Raw genomic sequence first — 25,813 nt, 5'->3', positions numbered from 1 at the left:
CCCCAGCCACCCACCCCCCGCCCGTCCGGCGCTTGAGGACGAGGCCGTTCAGGCCGAAGCGGGGGCGCAGGGGGCGGCAGCCCCCACCACCCCCACGGCAACCCCGCCCCACACAGAGCCGACGGCAGTCACCCCGCTCGGCCGAACACCGGCGCAAGAACCAACTGCGCCGCCCCCTCGGCAATGGCCCGGGCGCCACCCGGCGCGACCGCCACGGGAACCGCTCCCCCGGCAACCCCCTCCCGCCGAGCCCGCGCAGCAAGCACCGTCGCGACCCCCGAGACGAACGCCCCCGCCGCCCCCGCGACCGTACGCCCGCCGAGCAGCACCCGATCGATATCGAGCAGCCCGACGAGGTTCGCCGCTCCCGCGCCCAGCACCCGCGCCGCCTCCGCCAGGTCCCCGCGGGCCACCGCGGTCAGGCACAGCGCCTCCAGACAGCCGCGGTCGCCGCAGCCGCAGGGCGGCCCGTCGAGCTGGATGACCTGGTGCCCGAACTCCCCCGCCCCGGTCCGCGCGCCCCGGTGCACCCCGCCCCCGATCACCAGCCCGGCGCCGAGACCGGTACCGACGTGGAGGTAGGCGAAGGACCCGCCCGCGCCGCCGAGCGCGAGCCCGAGCGCCGCCGCGTTGGTGTCCTTGTCGACGACCACCGGCACGCCGAGCCGCGCGGCGAGCGCGTCCCGCAACGGGAAGCCGTCCCACTCGGGATAACCGGTCACCCGGTGCAGCACGCCGTGCGCGTGGTCCAGGGGGCCGGGCAGGGCCACGCCCACGCCGAGCAGGGTGCGGGCCACGGCGTCGCCGCCCCCCGGAGCACCACCCGTGAGCACCGCCGCCTCCGCCGCCTCCGCCGCCTCCGTCACCACCTCCGTCACCAGCGCCGCCACCTCCGCCGCCACCGACGTCAGCACCGCGTCCGCGCCCGCCCCGAGATCCAGTTCCGTACGGCGCTCCGCCACCACCGTGCCGCGCAGGTCGACCAGGACCGCGCGCAGCTCGTCGCGGTCCAGGTGCACGCCGATCGCGTGCCCGGCCTCGGGGACCAGGCGCAGCACCGTGCGGGGCTTGCCGCCGGTCGAGGCGCGACGGCCGGCCTCCGCCGCCAGCCCCTCCTCCCGCAGCCGGCCGGTGATCTTGCTGACGGCCTGCGGGGTCAGCCCCGTGCGCTCGGCGAGTTCGAGCCGGCTGATGCCCCCGGCCCCGGCACCCCGCAGCAGGTCGAGCACGAGCGCGGTGTTGTGACTGCGCAGCCCCAGCAGGTTCACCCCGGCCCCGCTCACCGCCCGCGCCCCTCGCCCACCCGCACTCACATCGCCGCCGCCATCCACGCCCACGCCCACGCCCGCATCACCGTCCGCATCACCGTTCACCACCCCATTGTCCCCTCGGCTTGCACTTTGGCAACAGTGTTGCGAAAGTGGATCCATGACGACGACTACCGCACCCCTCCGCGTGGGCCTCATCGGCTACGGCCTCGCGGGCTCCGTGTTCCACGCCCCCCTCATCGCCGCGACCGACGGCCTGGTCCTCGACACCGTGGTCACCTCGAACCCCGAGCGCGGCGAGCAGGCCCGCGCCGAGTTCGGCGACGTCCGCGTGGCCGCGACCGCCGACGAGCTGTTCGGCCGGGCGGACGAACTCGACCTCGTCGTCATCGCCTCCCCCAACCGCACGCACGTCCCGTTCGCCACCGCCGCCCTGGAGGCGGGCCTGCCGGTCGTCGTGGACAAGCCCATCGCCGGTACCGCGGCCGAGGCCCGCGCGCTGGCGGAGCTGGCCGACAAGCAGGGCCTGCTGCTCTCCGTCTTCCAGAACCGCCGCTGGGACAACGACTTCCTCACCCTGCGCAAGCTGCTGGCCGACGGCGAGCTGGGCGACGTATGGCGCTTCGAGTCGCGGTTCGAGCGCTGGCGCCCGCAGCTCAAGGGCGGCTGGCGCGAGTCCGGCGACCCGGCCGAGATCGGCGGTCTGCTCTACGACCTCGGCAGCCACCTCGTCGACCAGGCGCTGGTCCTCTTCGGCCCGGTCACCCAGGTCTACGCCGAGGCCGTGGTCCGGCGCGACAACGCCCGGACGGACGACGACACCTTCGTCGCCCTCACCCACGCGAACGGCGTCCGCTCCCACCTGTACGCCTCCGCGACCACCCCCCAGCTCGGCCCGCGCTTCCGCGTGCTGGGCTCGAAGGCCGGCTACGTGAAGTACGGCCTGGACCCGCAGGAGGCGGACCTGCGCGACGGCAAGCGGCCCGGCGACGGCGCGTGGGGCCTGGAGCCCGAGGCGCTGTACGGCCGGGTGGGCGCGGGCGAGTCCCCGCTCAGCGGCGGCGGCCGCCCGGAGCCGACCCTGCCCGGCGACTACCCCGCCTACTACGCCGCCGTGGCGAAGGCGCTGTCCGAGGGCGCCGCCAACCCGGTGTCCGCGCTGGAGGCGGCCGACACGCTCGCCGTGCTGGAGGCGGCCCGGCGCTCGGCCCAGGACGGCACGACCGTCACCCTGTGACCGCGACCGCGCCCCCGCGCCCCGCGCCCCCGCACTCCCCCGCACCCGTGACCGGACGGTGAGACCGACCCCATGACCCAGCACAAGCACCCGCGCCCCTCCCCCGCGCAGACCCCGCGCATCGCCCCGGAGCTGACCCCGACCGTCGAGGAACTGGAGGCCGAGGAGCGCCGCCTGGTCCTCCCGCGGTTCGACCACGACGACGCCTGGGCGCTCGGCTCCCGCCTGGTGGAGCTGGCCCGGGAGAGCCAGGCCCCCGTGGCCATCGACATCCACCGCGCGGGCCAGCAGCTCTTCCACGCCGCCCTGCCCGGCTCCACGCCGGACAACGACGCGTGGATCGCCCGCAAGCGCCGGGTGGTGGAGCGCTACGGCAGCTCCTCCTACCTGGTCGGCGCCCGCTTCCGCGCCAAGGGCACCACCTTCGAGGACTCCTCCCGCCTCGACCCCGACGTGTACGCCGCCCACGGCGGGTCCTTCCCGATCCATGTCGAGGGCGCCGGGGTCATCGGCTCGGTGACGGTCTCCGGGCTGCCGCAGCTCCAGGACCACCGCTTCGTGGTGGCGGCCCTGGAGGAATTCCTCGCCCGCTGACCCGGTTGGCACCTGCCGTAGACACGACCATCGGCGCACGGCATCCGGAGGGATCGCACGCGATGAGCGACGACACGGCAGGCACACCGGCCGGCACCGACCACCTCCTGGCGAAGGAGGTCGGCCGGTACGGCATCTGGAGCGTCGGGCTGCGCTCGGAGGACCCGGCCCGCCTCGGCGAACTCGCCGAGGCGGCAGCCGAGTTGGAGGAGCTCGGCTACGGCGCCGTATGGCTCGGCGGCAGCAGCGCGGCCCGGCACGCGGCCCCGCTGCTCGCGGCCACCTCGCACCTCACCGTCGGCACCAGCATCCAGAGCATCTGGCAGTACGACGCCGAGGACAGCGCGGCGGCCTTCGCCGAGGTGGAGTCCGCGCACCCGGGCCGGTTCGTGCTGGGCCTCGGCGTGAGCCACGCCAAGCTCGCCGAGCAGTACCGCCGCCCGTACTCCGCCCTGGCCGGGTACCTCGACGCCCTGGACGCGGCCGGGGTGCCCGCCGGGCGCCGGGTGCTGGCCGCGCTCGGCCCGCGCACCCTCGAGCTCGGCCGGGACCGGGCCGGAGGTGTGGTGCCGTATCTCGTCACCCCCGAGCACACCGCCGAGGCCCGCGAGATCCTCGGCGAAGGCCCGCTGCTCGCACCGGAGTTCAAGGTGGTCCCGGAGGCCGACCCGGCCCGTGCCCGCACGCTGGCCCGGGAGAGTCTCGCCCCCTACCTGGACCTGGCCAACTACACCAACAGCTTCCTGCGCCTCGGCTTCACCGAGGACGACCTCGCGGACGGCGGCAGCGACCGGCTGGTCGACGCGCTGTACGCGTGGGGCACGGACGACCGGATCCGCGCCCGCATCGACGCCTTCCACGAGGCGGGCGCGGACCACGTGGCCCTCCAACTCGTCGACGGCACCCCGCGCGACGGCCTCCAGCGAGACTCCTGGCGCCGCCTCGCAGAACTACTGACCTGAGCAGAAGCGCCCCCCGAAAGGGGCGCGGGGAACTGCGCGAACAAGCCCCACCGGCCCGCAGCGACACGATCCGCCGCGATCGCCCGCACCTCGTTCCCCGCCCCCAAGCGGAGCGCCTACGCGTCCTTGAGCAACTGCCGCTGCCGCCCCAGCCCCTCGATCTCCAGCTCCACGACATCGCCCGCCCGCAGATACGGCTTCGGCTCGGGGTGCCCCATCGCGACCCCGGCGGGCGTGCCGGTGTTGATCACGTCGCCGGGGTACAGCGTCATGAACTGGCTGACGTAGCGCACGACTTCACCCACCGGGAAGATCTGCTCGGCGGTGTTCCCGTCCTGCTTCAGCTCGCCGTTGACCCACAGCCGCAGCGGCAGCGCCTGGGGGTCGGGGACCTCGTCCGCCGTGACCAGCCACGGTCCCAGCGGGTTGAACGTCTCGCAGTTCTTGCCCTTGTCCCAGGTCCCGCCCCGCTCGATCTGGAACTCCCGCTCGGACACGTCGTGCGCGACCGTGTACCCGGCGACGTGGCCGAGCGCCTCCCGCGCCGAGCCGAGGTAGCGCGCGGTGCGCCCGATGACGACCGCGAGCTCCACCTCCCAGTCCGTCTTGGTGGAGCCACGCGGCACGAGCACGGTGTCGTACGGCCCGACGACCGTGTCCGGCGCCTTGAAGAAGATCACCGGCTCGGCGGGCGGCTCGGCCCCGGTCTCGCGGGCGTGGTCGTGGTAGTTCAGCCCGATGCACACGATCTTGCCGATCCGGGCCAGCGGCGGTCCGACCCGCAGCCCGGCCGCGTCCGTCGCGGACACCTCCGCGCCGGCCGCCGCCAGCACCGGCAGCCCTCCGGCGGCGGCCGCGGCCCGCACCCGGTCCAGGGCGGCCGGGTCGGCGAGCAGCGCCCCGTCGATGTCGTCCACGAGGCCGGACAGATCCCGCAGCGTTCCCTCGGCGTCGAGCAGCGCGGGCCGCTCCGATCCGGCCGTACCGACACGCAGCAGCTTCATGTTCCCCATCTCCCTCGATGATCGCGGGCGCCCGGCCGATGAGCGCGACGGCGGTGCGGCGGACGCGGCCATCGGAGGACTTGGTCGATCCTCCAAGGGTCGCGTCCACTCCGCAACACCCCGTTCACGTACTGGACCGCGACCGAGACCGTGACATACGGCGGCGCAACGCCACGGCGACCCACCGACCCACCGACCCACCGGCTCAGCGGCTCAGCGGCTCAGCGGCTCAGCGTTGGAGCACCACCCGTTCCACCGCGCTCCACGTCGTACTGGTCACCACGTACAGCGCGGCGGCGAGCGGCACCACCGCCACGGTGGCCAGCGTGACGAAGGACAGGAACGGCAGGGCCTTGGTGACCGCGCCGAGGCCGGGCAGCGCATCGCCCCCGGCCGGCGCCTGTCCGAGCGCCGCGGTCAGCCGCCGGGCGCGTACGACGTTCCACGCGGCGACGGCCGCGACGACGGCGAACAGGCAGAGATAGACCAGCCCGGTCGGCCCGAACAGCCCGCCGTGCGCCAGCGCGTCGGCCCACCGGCCGCCCAACGGCGCCGCGAACAGGTGGTGTTCGAGCAGCCCGTTGCTCCCGCCGCCGACCCGCCGGGTGGAGAACAGGTGGTAGAGCAGGAAGAACGCGGGCAGTTGGAGCAGCGTCGGCAGGAAGCCCGAGAGCGGGGAGACCTTCTCCCGGGTGTACAGCTCCAGCACCGCCTCGCGCAGCTTCTCGGGGTTCTTCGCGTGCCGCTCGCGCAGTGCGGCGACCTGCGGCCGGAGTGCGGCGGTGGCCTTGGCGCCGCGAGCGGCCGCCCGGGACAGGGGATGGACGAGGAGCCGTACGAGCGCGGTGCACAGGACGACCGCGGCGGCCGCGGCGCAGGCGTGGAACAACGGCTGGAGCAGGTCGGCGAGTTGCTCGACCAGGGTGGCGAGAACGGACATGGGTGAGCCCTCCGGGGGTCGTGCCGGGAGACGGGTCAGGGATGACGGATCCACGGCGTGACGACCCCGCGTGCGGCGGGCGTCGGTGCGCTACGGCTGCGTGCCGTACGCGTGATGGGGCGCGCGCCCTACGCGGCGGTCGTCCGGAGGGCGTGTCCGGGCGCCCTGGGCCGCGGCCGCCCGGAGGCGTCGGGGTCGCGCTGCGGCAGGAACGCCGTACGACGGGCCCGGTCACGGATGGCCGTACGGACCCGGGTGGCCGGCCCGGCGGGCGCGCGGCGCGAGGCGAGCAGCGCGCAGGCCGCGAGCGCGGCACCGGCCGCCGCGGTCGCGGCGAGCGCGAGGGCGAGCGGGAGTCCGCCGGTGTCGAGCAGCGCCAACTGGAGCAGCACGAAGGGGAGAAGGGGCAGCAGCCGCGGCGGGCGCGGCGGCACCCACGCGGAACGCGGACGCGCAGGGCCGCGGATCAGACGCGCAGGGCCGCGGATCAGACGCGCAAGGCCGTGGATCACGGGCCGCCCCCCTTCCGTGTGCGCCGGTACCCACTGCCGTAGACGCCGGTCGGCCGCCCGGAGTTCCGTCAGGCGGACTCGATCACCAGCGGTTCGAGCAGCAGCTTGGGCTTGAGCAGGGCGCGGCTGACCGGGTCCGCCGGGTCGGGGTCGAGTCCCGGACCCGGTTCGACGAGGACGTCCGCGACGGGCACGACACTCCGGCAGGCGGGACACTCGCCGTACGGCCCGAGTTCGGTACCGCAGGTGACGTGCCGGAAGTAGCGCAGCTGGACCTCGCCGAAGTGTTCGCGGCCCCACAGGCCGAGCGAGCGCAGCGTCGGCCACAGCGCGATGCCGCGGTCGGTGACGACGTACTCGTCCCGGGGCGGCGACTGCTGGTACCGGCGCTTGTGCAGGATCCCCTCCGCGGTCAGGGTCTGGAGGCGGGCGGCCAGGACGGCCCGCGGGATCCCGAGGTGGACGAGGAAGTCGTTGTAGCGCCGGACGCCGTACAGGGCGTCGCGGACGACGAGCAGCGTCCACCGCTCCCCGACGACCTCCAGCGCCCGGGCGATCGAACACTCCTGCGTCGCGTAGTCCTTGCCCAGTGCCATGCACCCACTGTAGCCACTTTTCGACCTGAAGGTTCAGTGACCGAACCGACAGTGTTACGGTGAGGTCATGCCTAGGTTCATTGAACGAACTCAAGCTCGGGTCGCCGAGCCACAGGCCCCCCGGCCCGAGGCCCCCGGCCCCCGTACCGGCGCCGAGGCGGCCGTCCGCCCCCGCGCCACCCTCGCCGTCACCAGCGCGGCGACCGCCGTGGCCCTGATGACGTACACCGCCCCGATGGTCACGCTCCCGCAGACCGCCGCCGACCTGCACACCCCGCTCTCCGCCCAGGCCTGGCTGATCAACGGCACCCCGCTCGGCCTCGCCGCGCTGCTGCTGGTCGCGGGCAGCCTCGCCGACGACCACGGCCGCCGCCGGATCTTCCTCGGCGGCACGCTGGCCCTCGGCATCACCACCGCGCTGAGCGCGCTGACCACGTCGACCTGGCAGTTCACCCTGACCCGGATCGCCCAGGGCGCGGCCAGCGCCGCCCTGCTCGCCAGCGGGCTCGGCCTGATCGTGGCGGCCTTCCCCACCGCGCGCGGACGACTGCACGCGACCGGCGTCTGGGGCGCGTTCGTCAGCGGCGGCATCGCGGTGGGACCGCTGGTCGCCGGGGCGATGCCCGACTGGCGCGTGGCCTACGGCGTCCTCGGCGCGGCCGCGCTCGTGGTCGCCGCGCTCGGCACCCGCGCGCTCACCGAGTCCCGGGCCCCGCGCGGCGGGCGGCCCGACCTCGCCGGGGCGGCCGCCTTCGGCCTCGCCCTGGTCGCGCTGGTGGCGGCGCTGACCCTGGGCCGGGACGGCTGGCTGCGGACCCCGGTGGGGCTGCTGCTCGGCACGACCCTCGCCCTGCTGGCCGTCTTCACGGTGATCGAACGCCGCACGGGCACCCCGATGATCGACCTCTCCCTCTTCCGCAGCCCGCGCTTCCTGGCGTCCTCGGCGGGCGGCCTGTTCACGGGCCTCGCGGTGATCGGCCTCTTCAGCTACCTGCCCGCGCTGCTCCAGGGGACCCTCGGCCTGACCGCGATGGACACCGCGTGGCTGTTCCTGCTCTGGTCGGGCCTGTCGTTCACCGTGGCGCTCCAGGCGAAGCGGCTCGCGGGCCGCGTCACCCCCCGGCTGCAGCTGTCCCTCGGCTTCGCCCTGCACGCGGTGGGCGTGCTGACCATGCTCGGCGCGCTGGACGCCGGCTCCTGGCCCCGGCTGCTGCCCGGACTGCTGATCAGCGGCACCGGCAGCGGCCTGCTGAACGCCGCGCTGCCACTGCTGGCCGTGGAGTCCGTGCCCGCGCAGCGGGCGGCGATGGGCTCGGGCGCCCAGCAGACGTTCCGCTACATCGGCTCCTGCGCGGGCGTCGCGCTGACGATCGCCGTCGCCACCTCGGCGGGCGGCGGGGCGTCCGGGCTCGCGCACGGCGCCGATGTCGCGATGGCGGTGTCGGCGGGCCTGGCGGCGCTGGGCGCCGTGGGGGTGGCGGCGTCGAGGTGAGAGGCCGCGGCTGTAGCCACAGCCATGATCGGAGTCGTGATCGGGGTCGTGATCGGATTCGTGATCGGGGTCGTGATCGCGGTCGCGGTCATGGCGGTCGCGGTCGCGGTCATCGCAACCGTGGTCATCGGGGTCGCGTCGAGGTGAGCGTGCCCCAGACCACCAGGCGGTAGCGGGAGGTGAACTCCGGGGTGCAGGTGGTGAGGGTGAGGTAGCGGCCGGGGGCGCTGTACCCGTACTTCGGATGAACCGTCGAACGCGGCACGGACCGGATCACCCCGGAGTCGTGGGCCGAGGTCCGCGGCAGGATCTGATCGACGGTGTACGTGTACGTCGCCGACGCGGTCTCGATCTTCACGACGTCGGCGACCCGCAGCCGGTTGAGATACCGGAACGGCTCGCCGTGCGTGTTGCGATGCCCCGCGACCGCGAAGTTGCCCTTCTCGCCCGGCTGTTGCGTGCCCGGATAGTGCCCGACATAGCCCTTGTCGAGCACGTCGTGCTTGCCGACCCCCTCGGCGACGGGGGCGCGCAGACCGAGCGCGGGGATCACGATGACGGCGTAGGCCTGGGAACGGGCGGGCCGGGCGGACCCCGCCCCGGATCCGGACCCGGTGGCCTTCGCGCCCGACGACGACGTGCCACCGCTGCCGGACGCGCCGGTGTTCCCCGTGGAGCCGTCGCCCCCGGACGCCGTGGAGCCGCCCCCGGCCCCCGCGCCTGCCCCGTCCCCCCACTCCCGCTCCAGCGCGTCGGCCTTGCGGGCGGCGCCCGCCTTCGCCTCCAGGTTGGTCCACCACAGTTCGTGCAGCACGAGCAGCATCAGCAACACGCCCGCCGTGACGAGGAGTTCGCCGCCGCTCCAGAGCACACGGCGGCGCAGCGCACGGCGGCGCCGGTCACTGTTGCGCACGACGGGAACCCGCACGCGTACGCCTCCCTCCGGGCCGGCACGGAAGATAAGCCCTCGGGGTTCAACTCACCAGACACACGGACGTTTTGCCTACGACGCCCGCAAGGTCTACGACGCCTACGAGCCCTACGGCACCGTGGGCAGCAGCGCCAGGAGGACCGCCCGCTGCTCGGTGCCGTCCGGCAGGGTCCAGCCCGCGACGACCTGGCCGAGGGCCCCGTCGGGAGCCGGAGCGGAGGGTTCGAGCACCCGGTTGAAGTGCAACGCGGACCGCGGCTCGGCGGCCGGACCGGTGGGGGCGTCCGCCGCACCCGGGGCGGACTCGACGGCGACGGACGGATCCGGGGTGTCCGTCACGGACTGCATCTGCGGCACGGCGCGCCCCGCGAACAGCGCGTGCAGCTGGGCGAGCAGCACGGGGTCGTGGGTGCCGTCGTAGGCCCAGCGCTTGCCGAGGACGCCGTGCTCCATCGTGCCGACGAGGGCGGACTCCGCCCCGTCGAGGGGCGCGCCCCGGTAGGTGAGCGGCACGAGGTAGGAGACCGGCAGCGCGCCGGAGGCGTCGACGGCGACCATGAACTCGATGCCGACCTCCCCGTCCGGGTCGTCGAGCCGGAAGCCGCCGGCCTTGGACAGCTCGGGCGCGCGGTCCCCGCCGGCGTACCAGGGCCGGCCCGGCAGCCACTCGGCGAGGAGCTCCAGCTTGGTCGGGCTCAGGGTGGTGTGATGGATGATCGCCATGCCCTCGATCCTAGATCGGCGGCCGCTTCCCCTCCCCCTTCTGATAACCGTTGGAGGAAAGACGGGAAAGCGCTGTCACACCTCTCGACAACCCCACACGCCCCAGCCATGCTTCCTCGTGGCACGCGGGAGGGGCACAGTCGAACGCCGGTGCCGAAACCGGCGGTTGAGCCGCACGGAGAGGCAGAACAGCCATGATCCGACGCAGAGCACTGCTGGCCGCCGCGGGCGGCACCCTGCTGGGCAGCACCCTGGCGACGGGCACCGCCCGCGCCGACGCGATGATCGCCGTCAACCCTTCGACGACGTACGGCACATGGGAAGGCTGGGGCACCTCCCTGGCCTGGTGGGCGAACGTCTTCGGCGCCCGGGACGACTTCGCGGACATCTTCTTCACCACCAAGTCGACGACGTACAACGGCACCTCGCTGCCGGGGCTCGGGCTGAACATCGCGCGCTACAACCTCGGCGCGTGCAGCTGGAACAGCGTGAACGGCGAGACCATGGTGGCCTCCGCCAACATCCCGGCGTTCAAGCAGATCGAGGGGTACTGGCAGGACTGGAACAACGAGGACGCCACGTCCTCGGCGTGGAAGTGGACGGCGGACGCGACCCAGCGGGCGATGCTGACGAAGGCGGTGTCGCGCGGCGCGACCGCCGAGCTGTTCGCCAACTCCCCGATGTGGTGGATGTGTTACAACCACAACCCGTCCGGCGCGGCGGACGGCGGCAACAACCTCCAGTCGTGGAACTACCGTCAGCACGCCTCCCATCTGGCGGCGGTGGCGCTGTACGCGAAGTCCAACTGGGGGGTGAACTTCGCGACGGTGGAGGCCTTCAACGAGCCGTCGTCGAGCTGGTGGACGGCGACCGGCACGCAGGAGGGCTGCCATATCGACGCGACCGTCCAGTCCGCCGTACTGCCGTATCTGCGCAGCGAGTTGAATCTGCGCGGGCTGACCGCGACGAAGATCTCGGCGTCCGACGAGACCAGCTACGACCTGGCCCGCACCACGTGGGGTTCGTTCAGCTCGACGACGAAGGGGTACGTCGACCGGGTCAACGTCCACGGCTACCAGGGCTCGGGCGGCCGCCGGGACCTGCTCTACACGGACGTCGTGACGACGGCGGGCAAGGCGCTGTGGAACTCGGAGACGGGCGACGCGGATTCGACCGGCCTGACCCTGGCGGGCAATCTGCTCTACGACTTCCGCTGGCTGCACCCGACGGCCTGGGTCTACTGGCAGGTGATGGACCCCTCGTCGGGCTGGGCGATGATCGCGTACGACCAGAGCACGCTCCAGCCGGGGGCGGTCCAGACGAAGTACTACGTGATGGCGCAGTTCAGCAGGCACATCAGGGCCGGGATGACGATCGTCGACACGGGGGTGAGCTATGCGGCGGCGGCCCTGGACAAGTCGGCGAAGCGCCTGGTGATCGTGGCGGCGAACACGGGCTCGTCCGCGCAGACGCTCACCTTCGACCTGTCGAGGTTCACGACGGTGACGGGCGGCACGAACGGCCTGGTGCCGCGCTGGAACACCGTGACGGGAGGCGGCGGCGACCTCTACACCGCGCACTCCGACACGTATCTGAGCGGCAAGTCGCTGAGCGTGCCGTTCGCGGCGGGCGCGGTGCAGACGCTCCAGGTGGACGGGGTGACGGTGTAGCGGGCGCGGGGGCACCCTCGCGGCGCGGCGCCTACCGGCCGAGCGGGCGCGGCGCCTACCGGCCGGGCGGGGCGCCTGTCAGCCGGGCTTGGCGCCTACCGGCCCAGCGGGGCGCCGCTGGTGGCCGGGCGGGCCGCCGCGGGTGGCTGCCCGGGGCCTCTGGCCTGCCACTACCTCACCTTTGTCGGCGGGCCGCAGTACGGTGTCCCCCATGCGCCCCGACACGCCTGCCGAGAACGTCGACCACACCGCCGAAGCGGCACGCCTGGAGCGGACCGCCGGCCTGTATCCCGCGGACGCCGAGGCCCTGCTGCTGCAGGCCGCGGCCCACCTGGAACTGGCCGGCGACCGCCCCGCCGCGACGGCTCTCTACGACCGCCTGCTGTCGACCCCCGCCGCCTTGGAGAACCCCCATCTGGTGCGCGCCCTGAAGGCGTCGAACCTGTGGGAGTACGGCCATGAGGCGGAGGCCCGGGCGATCATCGACGGCATCCGCGAGACCGCGCCGCGGGACCCGGCGCCCTGGGTGATCGTGGCGGAGGCACTGGAGGCGCACGACGAACTGGAGTCGGCGCAGAAGACGTTCACGGCGGCCGTGACCCTCCTCCTGACCGACGTCCCGGAGCCCCCCTACGCCACCCTGCCCCTGCTCTTCGGCCGCCACCGGGTCCGCCGGATGCTGGGCGCGACGCACGACGAGTGGGACCTGCTGGCGGACACCCTGCACTCCTCGGCGGTGTCGCTGGACGAACTCCACGACCCCAAGCGGATCTGGTCGCTGGGCTCGGACAACCCGGCGGAGCTGGAGGCGGAGATCAGCCGCCTCCGCGCCGAACTGGGCGTGTACCGCGAGGCGCTGTCCCGCCCGTTCCCGGTGGCGATCCTGCACTGGCCGTCCGACGAACTCGCCGAACTCCTGACGGCGTACCCCACCCTCTCCGCCGAGTACCCCTCCCACCAGGAGCACCTGGCGACGATAGAGGCCTCCCTGCGCGAACTCACCGCCTCCGGCACGGCGAACGTGGGCATCGTGACCGGCACGGCCCCCTCCTACGAGGCCTTCGCGGCCTCGGAGAGCTCGTCCCCGAGCGACGTCTCCCTGCTGCCGCAGTACGCGACGACGCTGGCGGCCCGGGGGCGTGCGGTGGCGTGGCCGCCGCAGCGGGGGGAGGAGTGCTGGTGCGAGAGCGGGCGGCACTACCAGGACTGCCACGGTCTCCAGGAGGCGTGAAACGGGGGCGGCACGCCTTCCGCCCCTCTCATGAAGCACGTCCTGGAATTTCCCTCGCTTCCGTTCCCGACCCCACTACTCCTTCACAACTCGTTCACGCTAACGTCGCACGGGTCCAGTTGAACTGGCATGCCCGAATCCGCCGGGCATGTCCCGGCCCGCGAGGTACACGCCCAGATGCCGCCCTACCAGCCCTCCGCCGACTGGCAGTTCGATGTACCCACGACCGGGAGCAAGCAGCTCCGCCCGACGGCCAGGTCGTTCGAGTCGCTGGCACACCAGGGATACGGCTTCGAGGCGGCCATCGCCGACCTGGTCGACAACTCGATCGACGCGGGCGCCCGCAGCGTGGTCGTGAGCTTCCTGCGGGACACCGGTGACCGCGGCGGCCGGGACCGCCTCGTCGGGCTGCTCGTCATCGACGACGGCCAGGGCATGGACGAGGCGGGCCTGGACACGGCGATGACCGTCGGCGGGCGCGAGACCTACGCGCCGGGCGCCCTCGGCCACTTCGGTGCCGGGCTGAAGGCCGCCTCACTCTCCCACGCCGACGCGCTCACCGTGATCAGCCGCACCAAGCGGAGCCCGTCGGCGGGCCGCCGCTGGCTCACCGCCCGCGCGCAGACCGACTTCACCTGCGACATCGTCGACGCGGCGTACTGCCAGAGCCTGGTCGACCGCTACGACGGGATCATCGGCTGGCACGGCACGATCGTGCGCTGGGACCAGGTCCGGACGTTCGACACCATCACCGCCGGCCAGACCGACCGCTATCTCGACGACGCGATCGAACGGCTGGAGACCCACCTGGGTCTGCACCTCCACCGGTTCCTCGCGCGCGAGGGCTTCCACATCGACATCGTCGTCGAGGACGTGCACACCCGGGAGGAGCTGGACCACCGGGGCGTGGAACCCATCGACCCGTTCGGCTACCGCATCCCGGGCCGCCCCGGCTATCCCCGCACCTACACCGCGCCCGTGGAAGGCGTCGGGGACGTCGGACTCACCGCCCACATCTGGCCGCCCAAGTCGCCGCTCGTCGCCTACCGCGGCATCGGTCCGCTCGCCGAGCGGCAGGGCTTCTACCTCTACCGCAACGACCGGCTCGTGCAGGCCGGCGGCTGGAACGACACCCGCAGCGCGGAGGGCCACCTCGCCCTCGCCCGGATAGCGGTCGACCTGCCGCCCGAGCCCAACGACGTGTTCTCCCTGACCGTCAAGAAGGACGGCGTCCAGGTCACCCCGGCGTTCGCCCGGGGACTGGAGCAGGCGGCGGACCCGGCCGACGGCCACACCTTCACCGAGTACGTCCGCGAGGCGGAGACGACGTACCGCGACGCCGCCAAGCGGCGCACGGAGGTCAAGCGCACGGCCGTCATCCCGCCCGGCAAGGGCATCGACCCGAAGCTGAAGCGGACCCTGCGGGACGAGCTGCCGCAGCTCGACGGGCACGACCCCATCGCCTTCTCCTGGGCAAGGCTCGACGTGCCCGCCGGGGTCGACCCCGCCGAGCTGCTCTTCACCATCGACCACAAGGAACGCCGGGTCGTCCTCAACAAGGACTACCGGCACGCCTTCAACGGCGGCCGGCGCGGAGGCTCCAACGACGCCCCCGTCCTCAAGAGCCTCCTCTACCTGATGCTCAACGAGATCTTCCAGAAGGAACGCGTCTGGGCCAACCAGACCGACAAGGTCGCCCTGTGGAACAGCGTTCTCGTCACCGCGGTGCGGGCCGAACTCGACCGCGCCGACGACTAGGCCGCCCTCCCGCCGAGGCTCTCCGCCCTCCCGCCCGCGCCGCCCTCCACGTCTTTGCAGAAAGGCCGCCCCGCCACCGTGACCGCCGAGAACACCGCCGCCGCCTCCGCCGCCTCTCCCGCCGACCACCTCACCGACCTGCACGGCGAGGTCCTCGACGCGATGAGCCGGCGCGGCCCCAGGCACTTCGCCAAGCTCGCCTTCGCGCTCTCCGACGCCGACGACCCGGCGGACGAGGACACGACCCTCTTCCGCGACCGCCTGCTGACCGCGGATCCCGGCGACGAACTGGTCACCCTGTGGCGCCGCAGGCTCACGGCATGGGACTTCGAACAGGCCCCCGCGTGGTCGGCCACCGCGCCCCGCACCAAGGAGCGCCGCGCCGAGATCCACGACCGGCTCGCGTTCGGCGCGGACCTGCGCAAGGCGCTCGACTCGGCGGTCCCCGTACACGAGGAGGCGGGCCCCGTCACGATCAGCCGCGAGTTCGAGCCCTGGTACACGAGGGAAGGGGCGGCGAACCGCTCCTTCTACTGGACGTCGTACGAACGGCTGCTGCGCCGCAAGGGATGGAGCGACGCGGCGGTCTCCGGCCTGGACGAGGCCGCCCACGCGGTCGTCGAGCGGCTCGCCGACCCCACCCGCGACACCCCGTACGGCGCCCGAGGCCTGGTCGTCGGATACGTCCAGTCCGGCAAGACCGCCAACTTCACCGGCGTCACCGCCAAGGCCATCGACGCGGGCTACCGCCTGGTCATCGTGCTGGGCGGCACCCTGAACCTGCTGCGCGGCCAGACCCAGCGCCGGCTCGACATGGAACTGATCGGCCAGGAGAACATCCTGGGCGCCGCCGACCCGGCCGACCCGGACGCCCTGGTCGGCATCGACTACCAGGACGACGAGGACTGGCCCGCCAAGTTCGTCTCCTTCGGCGCCCGCCCCTCCCTGCTCGGGGCCTTCGACATCGAGCGGCTGACCTCCCGCGACCGTGACTACATGGCGCTGGAACGCGGCATCAGCGCCCTGGAGTTCGAGAAGCCGGACCGCACCCGCCCGCTGTACGAGCCGGCGAACCTGCACGCCGCGCGCGCCCGGATCATGGTCGTCAAGAAGAACAAGTCGGTACTGGAGAAGCTGGTCACCGACCTCAAGAAGATCGGCCCGATCCTCGGCGAGATCCCGGCCCTGATCATCGACGACGAGTCGGACCAGGCCTCGGTGAACACGACCGACCCGAAGAAGTGGGAGGACGGCAAGGTCACCCGCACCGCGATCAACGGCCAGATCAGCAAGCTCCTGGGGCTCCTGCCGCGCGCCCAGTACATCGGCTACACGGCGACCCCCTTCGCCAACGTGTTCATCGACCCGGGCGACGAGGAGGACCTGTTCCCGCGCGACTTCCTGATCTCGCTGCCCCGCCCCACCGGCTACATGGGCGTACAGGACTTCCACGACCTGGACGGCTTCGAGGGCGGCGAGGGCGAGGCCGAGAAGACGCATGTCCGGGGCATCTATGACAGCACGGGCGACCGCCTGCAGGAGGCCTTGGACGCGTTCGTCCTGACCGGCGCCCTGAAGCTCTACCGCGAGGACCAGGGCCTGCCCTCCGGCCCCTTCCGCCACCACACGATGCTCGTGCACGAGTCGGTCCGCATGGCCGAGCACGCGGCCCTCGCCCAGCGCATCGAGACGATGTGGCGCAACGCCGCGTACACGGGCCCGGACGGCCACGCCCGCCTGGCAGCCCTCCTCGACCGGGACTTCCGGGCCCACGCGGACGACACCCTGCCCGCCCCGGCGACGTACGCGGACGTCAAGCCGTACGTCTCCGAGTCCCGCCGCCTGATCAACCAGGGCGGCGGCCCCGTCATGGTCGTCAACGGCGAGAGCGAACGCGACTACGCCCAGCCCGACCTGGACTTCGACCGCACCCCGAGGGTCTGGAAGATCCTGGTCGGCGGCACCAAGCTGTCCCGTGGCTTCACGGTCGAGGGCCTGACGATCACGTACTACCGCCGCACGACCCAGCAGGCGGACACCCTCATGCAGATGGGCCGCTGGTTCGGCTTCCGCCCCGGCTACCGGGACCTGGTCCGCCTCTACATCGGCCGCGAGGAGCCCCTCGGCCGCGGCCGCAACGCCAAGACGGTCGACCTGTACGAGGCCTTCGAGGCGATCTGCCGCGACGAGGAACTCTTCCGCGCCGAACTCTCCCGCTACGCCCCCCTGGTGGACGGCCACCCCCAGGTCACCCCCGCCCAGATCCCACCCCTGGTGGCCCAACACCTGCCCTGGGTGAAGCCGTCGGCCAGGAACAAGATGTTCAACGCGGAACTGGTGGAGGTGCGGTCGCCGGGGACACCGATCGAACCGGCGGCATACCCGGTGGACTCGAAGATGACGGCGCGGAACACAGAGCGCTGGAAGGCCGTGCTGGCGGCTCTCCAGGGAGCCCCGACAGCCTGTCTGCTGCGACCGGACGACACGTCACCGCTGTCCCGCAGCTTCCAGGCAGCCACCACGGTGGTCCCGCACGCCGAGCTGCTTTCCGTCCTCGGCTCGCTGGAGTGGGAGGACGGCAACGTGCTCGCCCCGCACCTGGCCTACCTCTCCCAGCTCGACGGCCGCCTCGCCAAGGTCGACGACTGGCTGGTCATCGCCCCGCAGCGCACGCAGCGCAGCCGGATCGAAGCCACCGTGCTGGGCCAAGGCCCCTTCTCCCTGTTCCGCCGAAGCCGCCAGGCCGGCAAGGTGTCCTTCGGCCGTATCTCGGGCCTGGAACACCGCCTGTACGCGCAGCAGTTGATCAGCCGGCCGGATTCAGCTTCCCCCGGGGACACCTTCCCGGTACTCGGAGCGACTCGGGGTGTGGTTCTCCTGTATCCCGTCGTGGAGGCGGTACAGGACGACGAGCTGAAGGCCGTCGCCGCCACGGGCGCCGCGGCCGCTGACCGGGTCATCATGGCGTTCACCGTGATTCCGCCGAAGGCAGCCATCGACACGAAGAAGCAGCTCGTACGTTTCCGGACCAAGGACTCCAGTCGCCCGGACGCGGTTATCGTCAGCACGGACTGAGGCTCGAGGACTCTGCACGCAGCGAATCACTCATCATGGCCGATTACGGACACTGAAGATCTGGGGATTCTGTGACGCTGTTCGACTACGACATCACATCAGCCGACAACGAAGACCCCGAGCTGGAGAAAGTGCACCGTCACCTACTCCAACTGGACCCGGACGGAGCCGTCTTCGGCAGAGTCCTACGAGAGACCATCGACCAGCTCCTGGACGGAGAGCACACCGGACGGTTCGACTGGCGCGACTTGCACAAGACCGAGAAGACTCATGCTGGAACTCTCGTGGAGATCAACCTTCAGCGGGAGTTCAAGTTCGCCTCCCATGCAGAGGACAGCACCATCCACATGGACTACCTGATCGAAGGCGTGGAGGTGGACTGCAAGTTCTCCCAGAAGCGCTACGGCTGGATGATCCCTCCGGAAGCTCTGGGTGAAGTCTGCCTGGTGGTATGGGCTGACGACCATCAAAGCCTTTGGGGTGCCGGCCTGCTCCGGGCCGACCGTTCTGCGCTCACCATGTCCGAGGGAATGACCAAGAAGGGGAACCGTGACGGCAAGTTCCGTCTCACACGGGAGCATCACGGGCTTGTCAGATGGCTTTGGCACGACAAACCCCTGAGGGAGAACTTGCTCCTGCATCTCCCCGCCGACGTGCGCGCCTCTATCTTGAACCCTCCTGGGGGAAGGGTGGATTCCGGACAGGCAAGAGTCAACGCACTCTTCAGCCGCATCCACAATGTGGCAATTGACCGCGAGGTCATACGCACTCTGGGTAAGCAGCGCGACTACATGGCCCGCGTACGGGAAGACAAAAGCAGCAAGAATCGGGCACGGACCAAGCTCCGCCCGGATGGCATCATTATTCTAGGCCAGAGCAGACTGCACCAGAAAATCGCAGAAGAGCTGGGTGGAGAAGTGCCACGGAATGGGGAGTTTGTTGCCCACCGAGTCCGCCGCGCCCAGCCTGGCGATGACAGCTCCAGGGTCGCAGAGATCGAGGGAGAATTGTGGACCATCGCAAGTCCTTCCGACCCGTGGGAGACAGCACCTAAATTGCCGACTAAGGAGCAGGCTCCTACGCCTCACCTAACAAATTATGACCTAATTTAAACCATTTAAGGCCATGCGTGAGTGCAGCTAGAATCAAGTTGGCAGGAGCGACAGCGGTCGGCCGGCGCTGAGAGCGGATAGCATCCTGATCAGGTCGGATACAGCCGTCACGAAGCAGGCCATTTGCGATCATCATTTGCGACTGGTGGGCCACCGCACATGACAACTCCCAGCTCAGAACCAGATCCGTCGGAAACCGCCTGGGTGCCACCTGAGGGCTCCTGGGCTTCGTCAGCAGCACGCCGGCGCAATATGCAGGCGATCCGGAGCCGGGACACTACACCGGAGCGGCTAGTCCGCCGGCTGGTGCACGCCCAGGGACTGCGGTACCGCGTGGCGGCCCGGCCGCTCTCGGACCTGCGCCGTACGGCCGACATGGTGTTCCGGCCCGCCAAAGTCGCCGTCTTCATTGACGGGTGCTACTGGCATGGCTGCCCCGAGCATTACGTCTCCCCCAAGACCAATCCCGGCTACTGGTCGGACAAAGTGACCCGGAACGTCACCCGTGACCGCGACACGGACGAACGCCTGCGGGCAGCCGGCTGGCTCGTCCTTCGCTTCTGGGAGCACGAATCGGCGGAGGAATCCAGTAAGGCGATCTGCCAGGCGGTGATTTCAAGGCGCCCGGTACCGACCGCGGGCAAGGCGGGCGCCTCTATTGACGAAATGCCGTCTTGAGGTCGCACCTGGACAGCCGACCTCCATGAAAGGGCGGCTGGCAGCGGGGCAATACGCTTCCGCTGTCAGCCACCCTCAATTACTGGCCGACAGCGCGGTCGCGATCCGCCTTGAGCACGTCCATGATCGATTCGCCGATTGCCCTCGCCACCGGCGGAGGGAACGCGTTGCCGACCTGCCGGTACTGGGCCGTCTTGCCTCCAGTGAACTCCCAGTACATCGGGAATCCCTGGATGATCGCCGCCTGGCGAACCGTGAGCATGGGCCCCCCCGCACGGAACAGATCGCGATCCTCGGTGCCGGTCGGCTTGCCGTCCACCGGCGCGTTGGCCACGCCAAGACCCGAGACGCCTAGGTCCGACCATGCCTTCTTGGCACGGCTGGGACCGAGGTCAGCACCTCCATGCTTCTTGGAGCCGCCCACGAGCGTCGGAGCTACGGTCCCAGTGGCAGCTTTTTCCATCCATTTCTCGAGAACACGATTGGCCTCGTCTTCCCGAAGAGTGCCCTTGAACACGGCAACGCGCTCCTCCATTGTCTTCTGAAGCTTGCCCAGCACAGTGGCTGTCTTGGCAATGGGCGTCGGAGCCTCGTACTTCAGATCCTTGAGCACGTCTTGCCGGAAGGCGACGAGGATGGAGCGCGGCCGGAGCTGCGGAACCCCGAACTGTGCGGCTTCGTAGACGTCCCACCCCACGACTTCGTAGCCCGGGCGCCCGTCCTCGTCAGGCTTCATCCCCTCAAGGCTCGCTCGGATCCGCGACCTGTAGTCGTGGAACTTGGGGTCCATGAGGCCGCGAACGTTCTCGATCATCACAGCGCGAGGGCGGATGAGTTCGGCCAGCTCCAGGATGCGCGGGAAGAGGTCACGCTCATCGTCCTCGCCGAGCTGCTTGCCCGCGTGAGAGAAGGGCGGGCAGGGAACGCCTCCGGCAAGCAAGTCGACCTCACCCCGCTTGTAGAAACCGGCGCTCCTCACCAGGTCACGCGCAGGGTCGAATTCCGTCACGTCCTGGCAGAGGACATCACAGTTGTCACGTTCCCAGTCCCACTTCGGGTGCACCTTGATGTTCTCGTCCAAGGTAGCTGCCGCGTACTTGTCGATTTCAATGAGGGCGAGGTGCCGGAAACCGGCCTCGTGCAGGCCGATCGCCTGCCCGCCGGCACCAGCACAAATCTCGATCGACGTGTAGCCCCGGTCAGTCCCGGCCATGGCCCCTCCTCTTGCACGTATACCAGTGACGCCTCATACGGCAGCCATCACAGAGGGTGACACGACCCACTGACATTGCGTCTCGACACGGCGGCACACACCAGTGTGCGGCATCCTCTGTCTCACCTCGGTCACCACCGGTCCGACAATTTCGAATGCCCGTACGATACCGACGTGGCGAGAATCGACTGGACGCGTGACGAACTGCTGCTGGCTTGCGCGCTCGTTGCCGAGAACGGATGGCACGAGCTCCGGACGGCCGACCAGCAGGTGCAGGACCTGTCCCGGCTCCTCAGGCGGCTCCCGCTGCACGATGGCGCGGCGGCCGATCCGAAGTTCCGCTCCCCTGGCAGCGTGAGCCTGAAGACGGGCAACATCGTGACAGCCAGAGCCGAATACGGCGGGGCCCCGATGAAGGGCGGTCGGCTGACCAACGAAGTGGTGGCCGACTTCACAGACCGTCCCGACGAGATGCTGGCCGCCGCCCGGGCTCTGCGCGCGGGTTTGGCGTCCGCCGAGACGATTGGCATACCCGCCCAGGAAGGCGAGGCGGACGGGGCGCGCGAGGGGCGGCTCCTCAGGCGCTGGGCCCTCCACCGCGAGCGAAACAAACCCCTGCGCGACCGGAAGATCCGGGCAGTCCTGGCCGAGGGCGGAACCCTCCACTGTGAGGTGTGCGCGTTCGACTTCACCGCCGCCTACGGCGGGCTGGGGGACGGGTACATCGAGGTCCACCACAGGCTGCCTCTCCACATATCGGGCGTGACGGACACCCGGATCGAGGATCTTGCCCTGCTGTGCGCGAACTGCCATCGCATGTGCCACAGGAGCTTCCTCGGAGAATCCTGGCGCACTCCTGCCGACCTTCGGAGGCAGATGCCAAAGCCCGATGAAATGCCGCCCCACTAGGCCGCGCCCACTTCAGCCTCGTAGTGCATCTGCGCCCGGTCGAGGACATCGTCCGGGTCCAGGCCGCGAGCAGCGGTCCAGTGGAGCAGGTCCGCGATCAGCTCCACGGCCGACTCCTCGAGGCCGACACCTTTGCCGGTGCCCCCGTCCATGACCCGGCCGGGTCCGCGATACCCCTCAAGCGCCTCGACGGCTCGCTCGATCCGCAGGCAGGCGGGACCTCCGTAGAGTGCCACCTCGCACCAGACGGCCTTGCCGGCCGCCGTCAGAGCGATGCCCCAGGCTGCGGCAACCGTCGCCAGCAGGTGCAAACCCCGGCCGCACTCCTCGCCGCAGTGCGGATCTCTGAGCGAGGGGAGCACGCGGCTTTCGTCATGGACCTCAAGCCGCAGCCGCTCACCCCGCCATTCGATGACCAGCGACGCCGACGCACCCTCGCCGACGTGCTTGACGACGTTCGTGGCCAGCTCCGTGACCAGCAGCTCCGCCTCATCGAGGGCGACCGGCGCCCCCCAGCGGGTCAGCTGCCTGACCACCGCTCTGCGCAGCAGGCGGACTTCCGCCGGCACCGCCTCGAAAGGCAGCTCACGGCGGAGAAGGGGTCCGGTGATCTCGCGGCCAGACATAGCCGCTCCTCCCTCCCGGGCCACGCACATGCTGCGCCTGCCGTATCCGTACGACTGCACTGCGTAGCGGTCTGCGAGCGAGCATGGCACAGAGAAATCTCTCTGTGTAACTTCTCACGAGAATCCTTAGAGTGAATTCGGTAGTGGGGCGGCTTCCCCGGTCCCTAGCCTGAGGTCCGTCTCCGGGACATCGCCCGGCACATGGCGGAGGAGCCGAATGCCCGAACGAACCACAACCCGCCGTCGCCAACTGGGCTCCATGATGCGCAAGTTGCGATCTCGTGCCGGGCTGACGCTTGAGGAGGCCGGGCAGCTCGTCGGGGTCTCGAAGGCCACGGTCAGCCGCTACGAGACCCAGGCGGGACCGGTCAAGTGGATTGTCGTCGATGCCCTGTGCCGGGAGTACGAGGCAACTGAGGCCGAGCGCAACGCCGTTGTCGGACTGGCGAAGGACGCGAAACAGCAAGGCTGGTGGAGTTCCGTTGCCGACTCCATCCCGGAAAGCATGAATCTGCTGCTCACGCTTGAGGACGAGGCAGTCAGTGAGGGCCACTTCTCCTGCATGTACGTGCCCGGCCTGATGCAGACCCGCGCCTACAGCACGGCCCTCCAAAGGGCCAACGAACTGCCCCTGGCGGCTGAGGAGATCGAGCGCCTGGTCGACATCCGCATGAAGCGCCAGGACATCTTGAGCCGGCCTGGGCCGCTTCGCCTGTGGGCGATCCTCGACGAATCCGTCATCCGCCGGGTCGTCGGCTCACCGCAGATCATGAGGGAACAGCTCGACCGGCTGCTGAGCGCCAACGAGTCTCCTCACATCACCCTCCAGGTGTTGCCGTTCTCCAAGGGGGCTCATGCCGCCGCCCTGGGCAGCTTCGTCATCATCGGCGGTACCGAGCCAGCCCTCGACGTGGTGTACGTCGACTTCCACACGGGCTCCCTCTTCCTTGAGAAGGATGAGGAACTGAAGCGGTACAGGCTTGCGTTCGAGTACCTGCGCGCACAAGCGTTGGACATGGAGGCGTCCTCCGCCATGATCCAGCAAGCACGCAAGGAGCTCTGAATGCCCGTCGGCCGTCATCCACTCCCCCGGACCGTCTGGTTCAAGTCGTCCTACAGCGGCGGCAACACAACCGAGTGCCTGGAAGCGGCAGTCGTAGAGGCGGGGGTGCTGATACGGGACTCCAAGAAGGCCCGGGGCGCGCGCATCGCGGTGTCGTCTGAAGCCTGGGCCACGTTTCTGGCCCGCTCGGTGAAGTAGTGGCTGCCCAGGCCGGGCCCTCTGTCCCGCCTGCTCGCCCCGGGGCCGGCACCCACGCTCGCCGCCTCGGAGAGGCACGTTAGCCTCGAACCCCAGGCAAAAGGAGGCAGACATGGCCAAGGTCCCCAGTTCCGTGATCGCCGCCGGTGGGCTCGTAGGTGGATACGGCGTCGCCCGGTGGACCAGGAAGCGGCCGCTCGGTGGGGCCGTGCTGGCCGCGGCCGGGGTGGCTGCCGCGCGGCAGTGGGCGCAGGACGCCGGGGGCGTGGCCGCCGGAGTGCTGACCGCCGGGTACGTCGCCGCCTTCGCCGGGTCGCATCCGCTGGCCAAGAAGGTCGGGGCCTGGCCCGCCGTGTTCGGGGTCGCCGGGGCCGTCGCCCTCGCCTCGTGGGTGGTGGCGGACCGGGAGGGGTGAGGGGCCGGCCCGCGACCGTTGGGTGGTGCCGGGCTCAACCGCCGGCCTCCGCCGCCGTCAGCGGGCGGGCGATGTCCTCCAGGGAGCGGCGTTCGGCCTTGACCGCAAGGAACGCCGCCACCAGGCCCGCCGCGCACATCAGGGACGCGCCGATCGAGAAGGCGAGGACCGTGTCGGCGACCTTTCCCGTGCTGGTGAGGTCCGCGAAGAGCAGGGGGCCGCTGATGCCGCCGGCGGCCGTGCCGAGGGCGTAGAAGAAGGCGATCGACATCGCCCGCGTCTCCATCGGGAAGATCTCCGAGACCGTCAGGTACGCACTGGACGCGCCCGCCGACGCGAAGAACAGCACCGCGCACCAGCACGCCGTCATCGTCGTCGCGTTCAGCGAGCCCCGGTCGAACAACCACGCCGTACCGAACAGGAGCAGGCCGGACAGGAGATACGTGCCGGAGATCATCACCCGGCGGCCCACCGTGTCGAACAGCTTGCCCAGCAGCAGCGGGCCGCAGAAGTTACCGACCGCGATGACCGCGAAGTAGTAGCCGGTGTTGCCGCTCGGGACGTCGAAGAACGTCGTCAGGATCGCGCCGAAGCCGAACGTGATCGCGTTGTACAGGAACGCCTGGCCGATGAAGAGCGAGAAGCCGAGGACCGAGCGCTTGCGGTAGTCCGAGAACAGTGTCCGGGCGATCTCCGCGAAGCTCACTCCGCCACGCTGGCGGATGGTGATCTCGCCCTCGGGGCGCGCCAGTTGCTCGCCCGTCTCCGACTCGACCTTCTCCTCGATCGACGTGACGATCTCCTCCGCCTCCCGGTCCCTGCCGTGGATCAGCAGCCACCGCGGGCTCTCGGGGACATGGCGTCGTACGAGAAGGATGACCGACGCCAGTACCGCGCCCAGCGCGAACGTCAGGCGCCAGCCGACGTCCGCCGGGAAGATGTTCGTGTTCAGCGCGACGATCGACAGCAGCGAACCGCCCACCGCGCCCAGCCAGAAGCTGCCGTTGATGATCAGGTCCACCCGGCCGCGGAACTTCGCGGGGATCAGCTCGTCGATCGCGGAGTTGATCGCCGCGTACTCGCCGCCGATGCCGAATCCCGTCAGGAAGCGGAAGGTGAAGAACCACCAGGGAGAGAAGGACACGGCGGTGAGCGCGGTCGCGGCGAGGTAGACCGCCAGCGTGATCATGAAGAGGCGCTTACGGCCCCATGTGTCGGTCAGCCGGCCCCAGAACAGGGCGCCCACGCAGGCACCGGCCACGTAGAGGGCGGCCGCGATGCCGGTGATCTGGCCGGAGCTGATCGGCAGCCCGCTGCCGGGCTCCGAGAGGCGGCTGGCGATGTTCCCGACGACCGTGACCTCCAGGCCGTCGAGGATCCACACCGTGCCCAGGCCGATGACGATCGTCCAGTGCCAGCGTGACCACGGCAGCCGGTCCAGGCGGGCGGGGATGTTCGTGGTGACGGTACGGCCGCTCGCGGCCTGCGCTGTGGTGGTCATGGGCTCCCTCCTCGTCGAGCGAGACGCCCCCCGGGTGCCCGCCCGCGGCGGATCTACGCACCCACCACCGCACACCCCGGCCGACAGCCACGCCCCCACCACCAC

24 protein-coding genes are annotated in these 25,813 nt (G+C 70.9%); 14 read left to right on the top strand and 10 right to left on the bottom strand.

Annotation, left to right across the window (positions count from 1 at the left end; translation table 11 throughout):
• Nucleotides 1-128: 128 nt before the first annotated feature.
• A complete protein-coding gene (locus WN71_RS24760; RefSeq protein WP_079178081.1) occupies nt 129-1,430 on the bottom strand; it encodes an ROK family transcriptional regulator in 1,302 nt (433 codons plus the stop codon).
• Between WN71_RS24760 and WN71_RS24755 the strand changes: the two genes are divergently transcribed.
• The 3 genes from WN71_RS24755 (at nt 1,429) to WN71_RS24745 (ending at nt 4,061) form a co-directional block, all read left to right on the top strand.
• Complete coding sequence (locus tag WN71_RS24755; protein ID WP_046584107.1) at nt 1,429-2,505, top strand: Gfo/Idh/MocA family oxidoreductase; 1,077 nt, start codon at nt 1,429-1,431, stop codon at nt 2,503-2,505. The two genes, WN71_RS24760 and WN71_RS24755, sit on opposite strands and share 2 nt — an antisense overlap.
• Before the next feature lie 72 nt (nt 2,506-2,577).
• Nucleotides 2,578-3,099: a heme-degrading domain-containing protein gene (locus tag WN71_RS24750; RefSeq protein WP_046584106.1), complete on the top strand. Its 522-nt coding sequence runs from the start codon at nt 2,578-2,580 to the stop codon at nt 3,097-3,099.
• A gap of 62 nt (nt 3,100-3,161) precedes the next feature.
• Entirely contained in the window at nt 3,162-4,061 is a 900-nt protein-coding gene (locus WN71_RS24745) for an LLM class F420-dependent oxidoreductase (RefSeq protein ID WP_046584105.1), read from the top strand.
• 116 nt (nt 4,062-4,177) lie between these two features.
• On the opposite strand, the gene WN71_RS24740 is transcribed toward WN71_RS24745, so the two are convergent.
• The 4 genes from WN71_RS24740 to WN71_RS24725 all read right to left on the bottom strand — a co-directional run bounded on the left by WN71_RS24740 (nt 4,178) and on the right by WN71_RS24725 (nt 7,113).
• Nucleotides 4,178-5,065, bottom strand: a complete 888-nt coding sequence (locus WN71_RS24740) for a fumarylacetoacetate hydrolase family protein (RefSeq protein ID WP_046584104.1) — start codon at nt 5,063-5,065, stop codon at nt 4,178-4,180.
• Between the two features lie 229 nt (nt 5,066-5,294).
• Nucleotides 5,295-6,005 (bottom strand): membrane protein insertase YidC, encoded by a 711-nt coding sequence (gene yidC, locus WN71_RS24735; RefSeq protein ID WP_046584103.1) that lies wholly within the window; start codon nt 6,003-6,005, stop codon nt 5,295-5,297.
• A gap of 128 nt (nt 6,006-6,133) precedes the next feature.
• On the bottom strand, nt 6,134-6,472 hold the full coding sequence (locus WN71_RS24730; RefSeq protein WP_420856526.1) for a DUF6412 domain-containing protein: 339 nt from the start codon (nt 6,470-6,472) through the stop codon (nt 6,134-6,136).
• A gap of 113 nt (nt 6,473-6,585) precedes the next feature.
• Nucleotides 6,586-7,113: a winged helix-turn-helix transcriptional regulator gene (locus WN71_RS24725; RefSeq protein ID WP_046584102.1), complete on the bottom strand. Its 528-nt coding sequence runs from the start codon at nt 7,111-7,113 to the stop codon at nt 6,586-6,588.
• A gap of 67 nt (nt 7,114-7,180) precedes the next feature.
• Between WN71_RS24725 and WN71_RS24720 the strand changes: the two genes are divergently transcribed.
• Nucleotides 7,181-8,605, top strand: a complete 1,425-nt coding sequence (locus WN71_RS24720) for an MFS transporter (RefSeq protein ID WP_046584101.1) — start codon at nt 7,181-7,183, stop codon at nt 8,603-8,605.
• A 124-nt stretch (nt 8,606-8,729) separates the two neighbouring features.
• Here the strand turns inward: WN71_RS24720 and WN71_RS24715 are convergent, their stop codons facing one another.
• Together WN71_RS24715 and WN71_RS24710 are read right to left on the bottom strand one after the other, a co-directional pair.
• Nucleotides 8,730-9,533 carry a class E sortase gene (locus WN71_RS24715; protein WP_046584100.1) on the bottom strand — a complete coding sequence of 268 codons (804 nt, stop codon included), beginning with the start codon at nt 9,531-9,533 and terminating at the stop codon, nt 8,730-8,732.
• A 111-nt stretch (nt 9,534-9,644) separates the two neighbouring features.
• Nucleotides 9,645-10,259, bottom strand: coding sequence for a maltokinase N-terminal cap-like domain-containing protein (locus WN71_RS24710; protein ID WP_046584099.1), 615 nt, complete (start codon nt 10,257-10,259; stop codon nt 9,645-9,647).
• A gap of 194 nt (nt 10,260-10,453) precedes the next feature.
• On the opposite strand from WN71_RS24710, the gene WN71_RS24705 reads away from it, so the two are divergent.
• The 6 genes from WN71_RS24705 (at nt 10,454) to WN71_RS24680 (ending at nt 19,783) form a co-directional block, all read left to right on the top strand.
• Nucleotides 10,454-11,929, top strand: a complete 1,476-nt coding sequence (locus WN71_RS24705) for a glycoside hydrolase (RefSeq protein ID WP_046584098.1) — start codon at nt 10,454-10,456, stop codon at nt 11,927-11,929.
• A gap of 211 nt (nt 11,930-12,140) precedes the next feature.
• Nucleotides 12,141-13,160 carry an SEC-C domain-containing protein gene (locus WN71_RS24700; protein WP_046584097.1) on the top strand — a complete coding sequence of 340 codons (1,020 nt, stop codon included), beginning with the start codon at nt 12,141-12,143 and terminating at the stop codon, nt 13,158-13,160.
• 177 nt (nt 13,161-13,337) lie between these two features.
• Nucleotides 13,338-14,918: an ATP-binding protein gene (locus WN71_RS24695; RefSeq protein ID WP_046584132.1), complete on the top strand. Its 1,581-nt coding sequence runs from the start codon at nt 13,338-13,340 to the stop codon at nt 14,916-14,918.
• A 162-nt stretch (nt 14,919-15,080) separates the two neighbouring features.
• Nucleotides 15,081-17,993, top strand: a complete 2,913-nt coding sequence (locus WN71_RS24690; protein WP_046584131.1) for a Z1 domain-containing protein — start codon at nt 15,081-15,083, stop codon at nt 17,991-17,993.
• Between the two features lie 71 nt (nt 17,994-18,064).
• Nucleotides 18,065-19,105 (top strand): NaeI family type II restriction endonuclease, encoded by a 1,041-nt coding sequence (locus tag WN71_RS24685; protein WP_046584096.1) that lies wholly within the window; start codon nt 18,065-18,067, stop codon nt 19,103-19,105.
• Between the two features lie 159 nt (nt 19,106-19,264).
• Nucleotides 19,265-19,783 carry a very short patch repair endonuclease gene (locus tag WN71_RS24680; RefSeq protein ID WP_046584095.1) on the top strand — a complete coding sequence of 173 codons (519 nt, stop codon included), beginning with the start codon at nt 19,265-19,267 and terminating at the stop codon, nt 19,781-19,783.
• A gap of 79 nt (nt 19,784-19,862) precedes the next feature.
• On the opposite strand, the gene WN71_RS24675 is transcribed toward WN71_RS24680, so the two are convergent.
• Complete coding sequence (locus tag WN71_RS24675; protein ID WP_046584094.1) at nt 19,863-20,996, bottom strand: DNA cytosine methyltransferase; 1,134 nt, start codon at nt 20,994-20,996, stop codon at nt 19,863-19,865.
• Between the two features lie 174 nt (nt 20,997-21,170).
• On the opposite strand from WN71_RS24675, the gene WN71_RS24670 reads away from it, so the two are divergent.
• On the top strand, nt 21,171-21,905 hold the full coding sequence (locus WN71_RS24670; RefSeq protein ID WP_046584093.1) for an HNH endonuclease: 735 nt from the start codon (nt 21,171-21,173) through the stop codon (nt 21,903-21,905).
• Here WN71_RS24670 and WN71_RS24665 read toward each other — a convergent pair.
• Nucleotides 21,902-22,531, bottom strand: a complete 630-nt coding sequence (locus WN71_RS24665; RefSeq protein WP_046584092.1) for an ATP-binding protein — start codon at nt 22,529-22,531, stop codon at nt 21,902-21,904. The genes WN71_RS24670 and WN71_RS24665 overlap by 4 nt on opposite strands.
• 217 nt (nt 22,532-22,748) lie before the next feature.
• Between WN71_RS24665 and WN71_RS24660 the strand changes: the two genes are divergently transcribed.
• The 3 genes from WN71_RS24660 to WN71_RS24650 all read left to right on the top strand — a co-directional run bounded on the left by WN71_RS24660 (nt 22,749) and on the right by WN71_RS24650 (nt 24,207).
• Nucleotides 22,749-23,594 carry a helix-turn-helix domain-containing protein gene (locus tag WN71_RS24660; protein WP_046584091.1) on the top strand — a complete coding sequence of 282 codons (846 nt, stop codon included), beginning with the start codon at nt 22,749-22,751 and terminating at the stop codon, nt 23,592-23,594.
• Nucleotides 23,595-23,792, top strand: a complete 198-nt coding sequence (locus tag WN71_RS24655) for a DUF397 domain-containing protein (RefSeq protein WP_046584090.1) — start codon at nt 23,595-23,597, stop codon at nt 23,790-23,792.
• A gap of 112 nt (nt 23,793-23,904) precedes the next feature.
• Nucleotides 23,905-24,207: a hypothetical protein gene (locus tag WN71_RS24650; protein ID WP_046584089.1), complete on the top strand. Its 303-nt coding sequence runs from the start codon at nt 23,905-23,907 to the stop codon at nt 24,205-24,207.
• A 34-nt stretch (nt 24,208-24,241) separates the two neighbouring features.
• On the opposite strand, the gene WN71_RS24645 is transcribed toward WN71_RS24650, so the two are convergent.
• On the bottom strand, nt 24,242-25,708 hold the full coding sequence (locus tag WN71_RS24645; protein ID WP_046584088.1) for an MFS transporter: 1,467 nt from the start codon (nt 25,706-25,708) through the stop codon (nt 24,242-24,244).
• Nucleotides 25,709-25,813 lie beyond the last annotated feature (105 nt).

The sequence above is a fragment of the Streptomyces mangrovisoli genome, from assembly GCF_000974985.2.
GTDB lineage: Bacteria > Actinomycetota > Actinomycetes > Streptomycetales > Streptomycetaceae > Streptomyces > Streptomyces mangrovisoli.
The sequence above is the reverse complement of the archived record's forward strand: the minus strand, read 5'-3'. Positions and strand labels throughout refer to the sequence as shown.